This is a genomic window from Neisseria sp. P0020.S003, from assembly GCF_051957095.1.
Classification (GTDB): Bacteria; Pseudomonadota; Gammaproteobacteria; order Burkholderiales; family Neisseriaceae; genus Neisseria; species Neisseria subflava.
Map to the genome: position 1 here is coordinate 25,599 of NZ_JBQCWU010000020.1, position 8,753 is coordinate 34,351.

11 protein-coding genes are annotated in these 8,753 nt (G+C 47.5%); 10 read left to right on the plus strand and 1 reads right to left on the minus strand.

Annotated features, from left to right (window positions below):
* Positions 1–105 precede the first annotated feature (105 nt).
* The 10 genes from ACTHTQ_RS09725 (at position 106) to ACTHTQ_RS09770 (ending at position 8,418) form a co-directional block, all read left to right on the plus strand.
* Positions 106–537, plus strand: a complete 432-nt coding sequence (locus ACTHTQ_RS09725; protein WP_440363787.1) for a hypothetical protein — start codon at positions 106–108, stop codon at positions 535–537.
* Positions 530–1,480: a hypothetical protein gene (locus tag ACTHTQ_RS09730; protein WP_440363788.1), complete on the plus strand. Its 951-nt coding sequence runs from the start codon at positions 530–532 to the stop codon at positions 1,478–1,480. Before ACTHTQ_RS09725 ends, ACTHTQ_RS09730 begins: the two co-directional genes overlap by 8 nt.
* A gap of 280 nt (positions 1,481–1,760) precedes the next feature.
* Entirely contained in the window at positions 1,761–2,099 is a 339-nt protein-coding gene (locus ACTHTQ_RS09735) for a hypothetical protein (RefSeq protein WP_440363789.1), read from the plus strand.
* Between the two features lie 59 nt (positions 2,100–2,158).
* The gene (locus ACTHTQ_RS09740; protein ID WP_049349236.1) at positions 2,159–2,494 is read left to right on the plus strand and encodes a zinc ribbon domain-containing protein YjdM; all 336 of its coding nucleotides are present in this window, start codon (positions 2,159–2,161) and stop codon (positions 2,492–2,494) included.
* Positions 2,495–2,710: 216 nt separating this feature from the next.
* Positions 2,711–5,020, plus strand: a complete 2,310-nt coding sequence (recQ, locus tag ACTHTQ_RS09745; protein WP_308187019.1) for a DNA helicase RecQ — start codon at positions 2,711–2,713, stop codon at positions 5,018–5,020.
* 221 nt (positions 5,021–5,241) lie between these two features.
* Entirely contained in the window at positions 5,242–5,691 is a 450-nt protein-coding gene (locus tag ACTHTQ_RS09750) for an HvfX family Cu-binding RiPP maturation protein (RefSeq protein WP_440363790.1), read from the plus strand.
* An 83-nt stretch (positions 5,692–5,774) separates the two neighbouring features.
* Entirely contained in the window at positions 5,775–6,092 is a 318-nt protein-coding gene (locus ACTHTQ_RS09755) for an HvfA family oxazolone/thioamide-modified RiPP metallophore (RefSeq protein ID WP_003686668.1), read from the plus strand.
* Positions 6,093–6,178: 86 nt separating this feature from the next.
* Positions 6,179–7,021: an HvfB family MNIO-type RiPP peptide maturase gene (locus tag ACTHTQ_RS09760; protein WP_440363791.1), complete on the plus strand. Its 843-nt coding sequence runs from the start codon at positions 6,179–6,181 to the stop codon at positions 7,019–7,021.
* Positions 7,011–7,697: an HvfC family RiPP maturation protein gene (locus tag ACTHTQ_RS09765; RefSeq protein WP_440363792.1), complete on the plus strand. Its 687-nt coding sequence runs from the start codon at positions 7,011–7,013 to the stop codon at positions 7,695–7,697. Before ACTHTQ_RS09760 ends, ACTHTQ_RS09765 begins: the two co-directional genes overlap by 11 nt.
* A gap of 142 nt (positions 7,698–7,839) precedes the next feature.
* Positions 7,840–8,418, plus strand: a complete 579-nt coding sequence (locus tag ACTHTQ_RS09770; RefSeq protein WP_107857761.1) for a sigma-70 family RNA polymerase sigma factor — start codon at positions 7,840–7,842, stop codon at positions 8,416–8,418.
* Positions 8,419–8,667: 249 nt separating this feature from the next.
* Here the strand turns inward: ACTHTQ_RS09770 and ACTHTQ_RS09775 are convergent.
* Positions 8,668–8,753 (minus strand): IS3 family transposase (locus ACTHTQ_RS09775; protein ID WP_159069413.1); only part of this gene is annotated, 86 nt, incomplete at its 5' end.

An 8,753-nucleotide genomic window follows, 5' to 3' on the forward strand; every position in this document is an offset into this window, starting at 1 on the left:
GGCATGAATAATAAAAGGCCGTCTGAAATGTTTCAGACGGCCTTTTGGGTTGTCAAGATTTAGTCTTCAGACGTATAATCATTACGTCTCTATAATGGTATGATTATGAAAAATATTTTTTTTAAAGTTATTCTGGTACTTATATTTATAATAATAGTATTTATTTGTCTATTTTTTAGATTTTTTAATGGAAATAATAACTTATTCCCATTAATTCAAGGAAAAAGTAGTATCCCTTTAATCGAGATTTTTAATGGGTATGATGAAGTTTGTATTCAAGAACCTTATGTATTGAAAACTGATTTTGAGAATAAATTAGGACAAGATTTATTTTTTTACAAAATGGTAGAAGATAAAACAATATTTTGGGGTAAAAAAAATGGAAAATTTGAGGAGGTTTATTACATTGAATCATGGCCTATGAATAAACAACCCGAAGTTTGTTATCCCGTAAATAAAAATATTTGTTTACAGGCAGAAATATCAAATAATTCAAATTTTTCTAACTTTAATTTAGGGAAGTGTGAAAATGAGTGATTACTATTATAGTCCTAGTACTTTTGTGTCGTATGCAGTAAGAAAGGCTAATGAATATGGTGGCTTTGCAGGGGAAGATGACAAAAGACCACATAATAATAGCTATGATGCATATAGACATGCTCTTTTAAGTGCAGTTATTACTCAAAATATTCAAAAAGTAGCTGAAAGTACATTAATATCTGGTTCTGGTATTGTTTACCCTGTATTTCAGGATCAATTTCATGAATTATCCAAGGCAATAGGACGTGATCGAGCTAAAGCAATACTTGATGATCATGAAGATATTTCTAATAAGCCTGCTAACATGAGTATGGAGGATTGGCGAAAAGAAGTTAACATGGATAAATGGAATAATGCCGTTGGACAAAAGGAATATTTTAAATGGGAACAAGCAAAAATCAAAGGAGAAACTAAAGATCCATTGGAAAAATGGATCTATGATGCAGTAAAAAGAGGAGAGACAATAAATAATTTGAAAGATAATCACGTTTTTACTGAGGAAATGAGATTATCATTTGAAAATGAGAAAGAACAGCTACTACAATATTCACAGTCTTTCTTTGTATCCAAACTACAATCTCTTGCCCCTGAAACCCAAAATCTTTTCAATGCAGTAAAAGAACATCTAACCGAATACCATGAGAAAAATGGGATACCGATTGAGGAAGCAAAACTGCAAAACTCCGCAATGGCTCTTACTGCGTTGGGTTATTCTAAAAAAATGACAGATGTCACGCTGTTTAATGTAAAAGACGGACAGTATCTGATTGGTGAGCGTAATCCCATATTGAATCGAGTATCTATGGATATGCAGACAGCAGCCTATATTCCGATAGAAGAAAGCCTTGCAAAGGTTCAGGAAGCGACGCAGCGTTTTGAGTATGAAGAACAACAAAGACAGTATGCTCAGTCACAAGCACAGGGGATGAGTCGTTCTTAAGATGTAATAAAAGGGAAGGCCGTCTGAAAATTTTTCAGACGGCCTTTTCTAATAAAACCAGAAAATAATGGAATAAGGCAGAGAATAATATGAGAAAATAATAGCGACCTGCCTGCTGCAACAGTTGATTGAATTAACTTTTATCGGCAGCCTGAATGTCCGGATTGGATAAAATAAACCATCAAGAACAAAGACCAATAAGCATATTATGTAAACTTGGCGGCTGAAAAATCAGCTCTGCGCTTTACTTTGCAAATCAAACAACTTTAAAGGAAAACCCATGAAAAAAACCTTACTTGCCCTGATGATGCTATCTGCCGCCGCGGCGTATGCCGGTGAGGCGGAAGACCGTTTGCTGTCCGTCCAATCGGTTTACCGTGCCGCTTTGCATGAGCAAAACAGCAACGACAGCAAAATCATTTCCCTGCAAAGCGATTTGGAAAGCGCGCAGCGCCGTTTGCAGACCGCGCAATCCGATATTGACCGTTTGAAAGGCGAAATTCAGACGGCCTTGGCTCAGAAAGAGCAGCAAAATGCCAAGCTGCAACAAGCCGGTCAGATGTTGGACGCGGCTTGGAATGCCGTTTACGGTGCAGGCGGCAGCAAGGCGAAGCAATAATTTAGACATTGTATTATTTGCGTTTTACGCTTCTTTTATCATATTTATAAGGAAACCTCATGTCCCTACCTCCCTGCCCGAAATGCCACTCCGAATACACTTACGAAGACGGCGCTCAATACGTTTGCCCTGAGTGCGCCCATGAGTGGAACGAGGCCGATGCTGCGGCTACCGGCGATGATGCCTTGGAAGTCAAAGATGCCAACGGCGCGGTCTTGCAAGATGGTGATACGGTTGTTTTGATTAAAGATCTGAAAGTCAAAGGCAGCTCTATGGTCATCAAGCAAGGCACCAAAGTCAAAGGCATCCGCCTGCAAGAGGGCGACCACAATATCGGTTGCAAAATCGATGGCAGCGCGATGAACTTGAAATCTGAGTTTGTCAAAAAAGCCTAAAGATTTTATTTTTGAAAGGCCGTCTGAAACCCTAATATCAGGTTTCAAACGGCCTTTATATATTTTATTCAAAATGAAACAAATCTTTATTTAAAATTAAATAAATTGAATAGATTTGAATTTCAGGCCGTCTGAAAAAGCGGCGGAAAAATGTTCCGCACATACGCGGGTGTAAAACCGTTAAAATAACGCTTTCCCCTATTCTACGGAACCATTATGCCTCAGCCGACCGCCAAACAGATTTTGCACGAAGTATTCGGTTATCCCGAATTTCGTGGCAAGCAGGAGGCTATTGTCAATGCTTTGGCCGGCGGCGAGAGTTTGATGGTGCTGATGCCGACGGGCGGGGGCAAGTCTTTGTGTTACCAGATTCCGGCGCTGATGCGAGAAGGCGTGGCGGTTGTCGTATCGCCGCTGATTGCGTTGATGAACGATCAAGTGGCCAGTCTGCATGTGGCCGGGATTGAAGCGGCGGCAGTCAACAGCAGTACATCGGCAGATGAGGCGCGCGAGATTGCCGACAAGCTTGCCCAAGGCCGTCTGAAACTGCTTTATGTCGCACCGGAACGCTTGGTTACCGACCGATTTTTACGTTTTCTCGACCAACAAACCGTCAGTCTATTTGCCATTGATGAGGCGCATTGCGTCAGCCAATGGGGACACGATTTCCGCCCTGAATATCAACAGCTCGGCATTCTTGCCGAACGCTATCCGAACATCCCGCGCATCGCCCTGACCGCTACCGCCGATGCGGCCACGCGCGCCGACATCAAGCATTATCTGCATTTGGACAATGCGCCCGAATTTATCTCCAGCTTTGACCGCCCGAATATTTATTATCAGGTTATCGAGAAAAACAATGGCAAAAAACAATTGCTGGATTTCATCCGCAAGCAGATGCATGGGCAAAGCGGCATTGTGTATTGTTTAAGCCGCAAAAAAGTCGAGGATGTGGCTCAGTTTTTGTGTGAAAACGGTTTGGAGGCGATTCCGTATCATGCCGGTTTGAGCATGGGCGTGCGTGAGGAAAACCAACGCCGCTTTACGCATGAAGACAATATTATCGTGGTGGCGACCGTGGCGTTCGGCATGGGCATAGACAAACCTGACGTGCGCTTTGTCGCCCATCTCGATATGCCCCAGAGTGTCGAACATTTCTATCAGGAATCGGGGCGTGCCGGCCGGGACGGACTGCCTGCCGTTAGCTGGCTGTGTTACGGTTTGAACGATTGGGTGTTGTTGCGCGAACGGATTGCCGAGGGCAACAGCGACGAGGTGCAAAAGCAAATCGAAATGCAAAAACTCGATGCCATGCTTTCCGTCTGCGAAACCGCCACCTGCCGCCGCGTACTGCTGCTCAAACATTTTGGCGAAGAATCCGAACCCTGCGGCCATTGCGACAACTGCCTGCATCCGCCCGTGCGGTTTGACGGTACGGTGTTGGTGCAAAAATTACTCAGCTGCGTGTACCGCTCCGGACAACGTTTTGCCACCGGTTACATCACCAACCTTTTGCGCGGTAAAAGCGATGATTGGATACAGCGCAACGGCCATGATAAGTTATCCACATTCGGCATCGGCAGCGAACAGACCGACAAGGAGTGGCGCAGCGTCATCCGCCAGTGCATCAGCCTGGGCTATCTCACCGTCAACGTCGAGCAACATCAAGCCCTGCAGCTGACCGAAGCGGCCAAACAAGTCCTCAAGGGCGAAACCGAAGTCATGCTGCGCCCCCTGCGGCGCGAAAAAACAGCCACCCAAAAGCCGAAAGACGATTGGTTGCGTACAGAACGCGAAGAGCGTTTGTGGCAGGCGTTGCGCCAATGGCGGCAACAACGTGCCCGGGCAGAAGAAGTGCCGGCCTATGTGGTTTGCGGCGACAAAACCCTGCGCGATATTGTCGAAAAAATGCCCCGAAGTTTGGAAGATTTACATCAAATCTACGGCTTGGGCGAGGCGAAAATCAATAAATTCGGTTTGGAGATACTCGACGTTTGCGAAACGGCCGAAGCCGGTACGGTTTCCACAGACAGCGCACAAGTTATCCACAGTTTGGGCGAGCGCGAACAGGCCTTAAAACAGGCTTTGGAAACTTGGCGCGAGCAGCAGGCAAGTGCCGATCAAGTAACGCTGGGTACGGTATTTTCCAACGAAAGCATGGACGACTTGCTGACCAATACGCCTGCTGAACCCATCGACCTGTTGGGCGTGTATAAACTCGGCGAAAAACGTATCGAACAATACGGCGAGGGCATTTTAAACATCTGTCGCCCGTTTTCAGACGGCCTGAGCGAAGAGGACAAACGCAAACGCCGATTGATGCGCCTTCTGCTTCAGTGGAACATCGATACTGCCCGCCATGAAGGCCTCGAAGCCTATCAGATATGCAGCAAAGTCACCTTGCGCGCCATTGCCGCCCGACGGCCGCAAGATTTGGCAGAGCTGGCGGAAATCCACGGCATGAATGAGGAGAAAACCGACAAATACGGCGCGGAAATTGTCGAATTGTGCAAACAAGCGGATTAATGGATTGCAATCATCATCAAAGGCCGTCTGAAACCAATCAAGCATGGTGTTTCAGACGGCCTTTTGAATCTTTAATCTTTATAAAACAATGAATAAGAAAATATCTTCATTTGTTTTGTCAGTTTTTTAAAGCTGCCGCGTCTAAACAGGCATGAAAAATGGGATGGTGCCGATTGATTTTTCGTCCCATCCCATTCGACACACATCGATTAGGAAAATAAATGAACACCTCATCCAATCTCTCTTGGCAGGCTGCTTTCGGCTTGTTGGCACTCAGGCTTTTTGCCGCGTATGAATTTCTTGAGTCCGGCCTGGAAAAATGGAACGGGGAAAACTGGTTTGCAGATATCAACAGTCAATTTCCCTTTCCGTTCAATTTGTTACCGGATACGGTCAACTGGAATTTGGCCATGTGGGCGGAACTGGTTTTGCCTGCGCTGCTCATCGTCGGCTTGGCAACGCGGCTGTCCGCGCTGGGATTGATGGTTGTAACGGCTGTCGCATGGTCTGCGGTACATGCCGGCTTGGGGTACAATGTGTGCGACAACGGTTATAAAATGGCACTGATTTATTTGGTGGTTTTATTTCCTGTCCTATTGCAGGGCGCAGGCGGTCTGTCTTTGGATGCCCTGCTGAAGAAACGCTGTTGCCGCATCAAGCATTTTCTTTAATGATTCACGGTCGCGGGCCGACTTTAAATGCCCGATATTATCCCTTGATTTATTTAAACCCATATTTTTAAAAGGAAGTTAAAATGAAAAAAAATGTAGCTGCTGCTTTGGCCGGTGCACTGTCCCTGTCTCTGGCTGCCGGCGTTGTTGCCGCTGATAAACCGTTAAGCAGCAAAGCAGGTGTTCAAAAATCTGCTCAAGGCTCTTGCGGTGCGGTTAAAGCCGGTGAAGGTTCATGCGGTGCAAGCGCTGTTTCTAAAGCAAGCGAAGGCAAATGTGGCGAAGGCAAATGCGGTTCAACCGTGGAAAAAACTCACGCTAAAAAAGGCAAAGCATCTAAAGCCAAAGCTGCCAAAGTAGTAGAAGGCAAATGCGGCGAAGGTAAATGCGGTTCTAAATAATCCTGCAACATACCTTTAACAAAGTCGCATTTTACAAACGAAAATGCGACTTTGTCGTTCATACGGCACCATAACAGGACATCACCATGATTCAACATGCAGGCTTGGGCTACCGCCGCGACTTGGCGGAAGACTTCCTCTCGCTTTCAGACGACAGCCCGATACGCTTTATCGAAGCCGCCCCCGAAAACTGGCTGAAAATGGGCGGTAGGGCGCGCAAACAGTTTGACCGCGTGGCGGAACGGCTGCCGCTGGCGTTGCACGGATTATCCATGTCGCTGGGCGGACAAGCCCCGCTGGATACTGCTTTGATAGACGGCATCAAAGAAATGATGCGCCGTTATGACTGCACGTTTTTCTCCGACCATTTGAGTTACTGCCACGACGGCGGTCATCTTTACGATTTGTTACCGCTGCCTTTCACCGAAGAAATGGTGCAACATACCGCGCGCCGTATCCGCGAAGTGCAAGACCGATTGGGCTGCCGCATCGCCGTAGAAAACACCTCCTACTACCTGCATTCCCCGCTTGCCGAAATGAACGAAGTCGAGTTCCTCAACGCTGTTGCCCGTGAAGCCGACTGCGGCATTCATTTGGATGTGAACAATATCTACGTCAACGCCGTCAATCACGGCCTGTTGTCGCCTGAAGCCTTTTTAGAAAATATGGACGCAGAGCGCGTGTGCTATATCCATATTGCCGGGCATGACGTAGAAACGCCGGAATTGTTGATTGATACGCATGGCGCGGCGGTTTTGCCGACCGTTTGGGATTTGCTCGAACTGGCCTATGCCAAACTGCCGACGATTCCGCCCACCCTGTTGGAACGCGATTTCAATTTCCCGCCTTTTGCCGAACTCGAAGCCGAAGTCGCCAAAATCGCCGACTATCAAACGAGTGCTGGAAAGGAATACCGCCGTGCAGCCTGAAACCTCCGCCCAATACCAACACCGCTTTGCCCAAGCCATACGCGAAGGTAAAGCCGCAGACGGCTTGCCGCAAGAGCGCCTGAACGTCTATATCCGCCTGATACGCAACAATATTCACAGCTTTATCGACCGCTGTTATACCGAAACGCTGCAATACTTTGACAGCGAAGAATGGGGCCGTCTGAAAGAAGGTTTCGTCCGCGACGCACGTGCCCAAACGCCCTATTTTCAAGAAATCCCCGGCGAGTTCCTCCGATATTGCCAAAGCCTGCCGCTTTCAGACGACCTCTTGGCATTGATGGACTTTGAACACACCCAGCTGCTCGCCGAAACCGCTCAAACCGACAGCCAAACAACCCATGCCGATTCAGACGATTTGGCCTACACCCTTTCTCCCGCTGCCTTTGTGCGCCGTTATCAGTATGACGTGACGGACGAATTGCAGGAGGCGGAAACTGCTGTTTTGGTGTGGCGCGATAAGGAAGATGACGTGATGTACCAAACGCTCGACGATTTCGATGCCTTATTGCTGGAAACGCTGGCAGAAACGCCCACTTCCCTAAACGGCCTGCAAACCATGCTGGCAGAGTTCATGCCGTCTGAAAACGTTTGGCAGGACGCATTAAAGCAGAAATGGACGGATTGGCGGGAACAGGGCATTTTGGTTGCGGCATAAACCAAGGCCGTCTGAAACGGGCGCAGTCGGTTTCAGCGAAACAAAAATACTACTGAAATCGTTTATAGATTCAATCGCATGCTCTTGCCGTATCAGCGTAAAATCAAAAGTATATTGATCATTCCTTTCATACTGATACATTATGGCCCTACCCGAACTGACCGATGCCGAGCTTGCCGAATCCCGTAAACTGCTGCTGCGCTTTGCCCATATCCAGCTGCCCGACCGCCCCGATTTGGCGGAAGACCTTGTACAGGAAACCATGCTTTCCGCCTACCGTGCGGCCGAGGGTTTCAAAGGCGGCGCCCAAGTGAGCAGCTGGCTGTTTGCAATCTTAAAAAACAAAATCACCGACTGCCTGCGCCAAATCGGGCGGCAACGCCAAGTTTTCGTCACGCGCGACGAAGAAGCCTTAGATGAAGCCTTTGAAGGACATTTTGCCGCCGACGGGCATTGGACGGACGAAGGACAGCCTCAGGGCTGGGACTCGCCCGAAGCCAGTTTGAACAATAAAGAGTTCTACCAAGTTTTACAGACCTGCCTCTACCATCTGCCGGAAAACACCGCCCGCGTGTTTACCATGAAAGAGATTCTCGGCTTTTCAAGCGATGAAATCCGCGAACAATGCGGCATCAGCCATGCCAACTACCACACCATCATGCACCGCGCGCGCGAAACTTTGCGTCAATGTCTGCAAATCAAATGGTTCTCCCATGCCTGACAGGAAAATGCCATGAAAAAATGCCGAAAAATAACCGATCTGATTTCCAAACAGCAAGACCAAGTGCGCCTCAGTCTTTTTAACCGTATTGCCCTTGCTGTGCACCTGTCTCTCTGCCCCTGTTGCCGCGAATATAAGAAACAGCTCGAATTAATCAGCAATGCCATGCATAAGATGTTTCGATGATTCAAAAAAGGCCGTCTGAAAACTGAACTGGCCCCCAAATCTTGGACACTCATAAAAGCCTATTCAGGCGCTCTGTGCAAGCTGGGTTCTGTATGCGACAGGACTCAGCTTTTTCAATTTCAAACTGCAACGCTCCCGGTTGTAGTAAT

What these genes read in the sequence shown, in the direction of transcription:
- ACTHTQ_RS09725 (WP_440363787.1), top strand. Translation starts at nt 106, where the DNA reads ATGAAAAATATTTTTTTTAAAGTTATTCTGGTACTTATATTTATAATA.
- ACTHTQ_RS09730 (WP_440363788.1), top strand. Translation starts at nt 530, where the DNA reads ATGAGTGATTACTATTATAGTCCTAGTACTTTTGTGTCGTATGCAGTA.
- ACTHTQ_RS09735 (WP_440363789.1), top strand. Translation starts at nt 1,761, where the DNA reads ATGAAAAAAACCTTACTTGCCCTGATGATGCTATCTGCCGCCGCGGCG.
- ACTHTQ_RS09740 (WP_049349236.1), top strand. Translation starts at nt 2,159, where the DNA reads ATGTCCCTACCTCCCTGCCCGAAATGCCACTCCGAATACACTTACGAA.
- recQ (WP_308187019.1), top strand. Translation starts at nt 2,711, where the DNA reads ATGCCTCAGCCGACCGCCAAACAGATTTTGCACGAAGTATTCGGTTAT.
- ACTHTQ_RS09750 (WP_440363790.1), top strand. Translation starts at nt 5,242, where the DNA reads ATGAACACCTCATCCAATCTCTCTTGGCAGGCTGCTTTCGGCTTGTTG.
- ACTHTQ_RS09755 (WP_003686668.1), top strand. Translation starts at nt 5,775, where the DNA reads ATGAAAAAAAATGTAGCTGCTGCTTTGGCCGGTGCACTGTCCCTGTCT.
- ACTHTQ_RS09760 (WP_440363791.1), top strand. Translation starts at nt 6,179, where the DNA reads ATGATTCAACATGCAGGCTTGGGCTACCGCCGCGACTTGGCGGAAGAC.
- ACTHTQ_RS09770 (WP_107857761.1), top strand. Translation starts at nt 7,840, where the DNA reads ATGGCCCTACCCGAACTGACCGATGCCGAGCTTGCCGAATCCCGTAAA.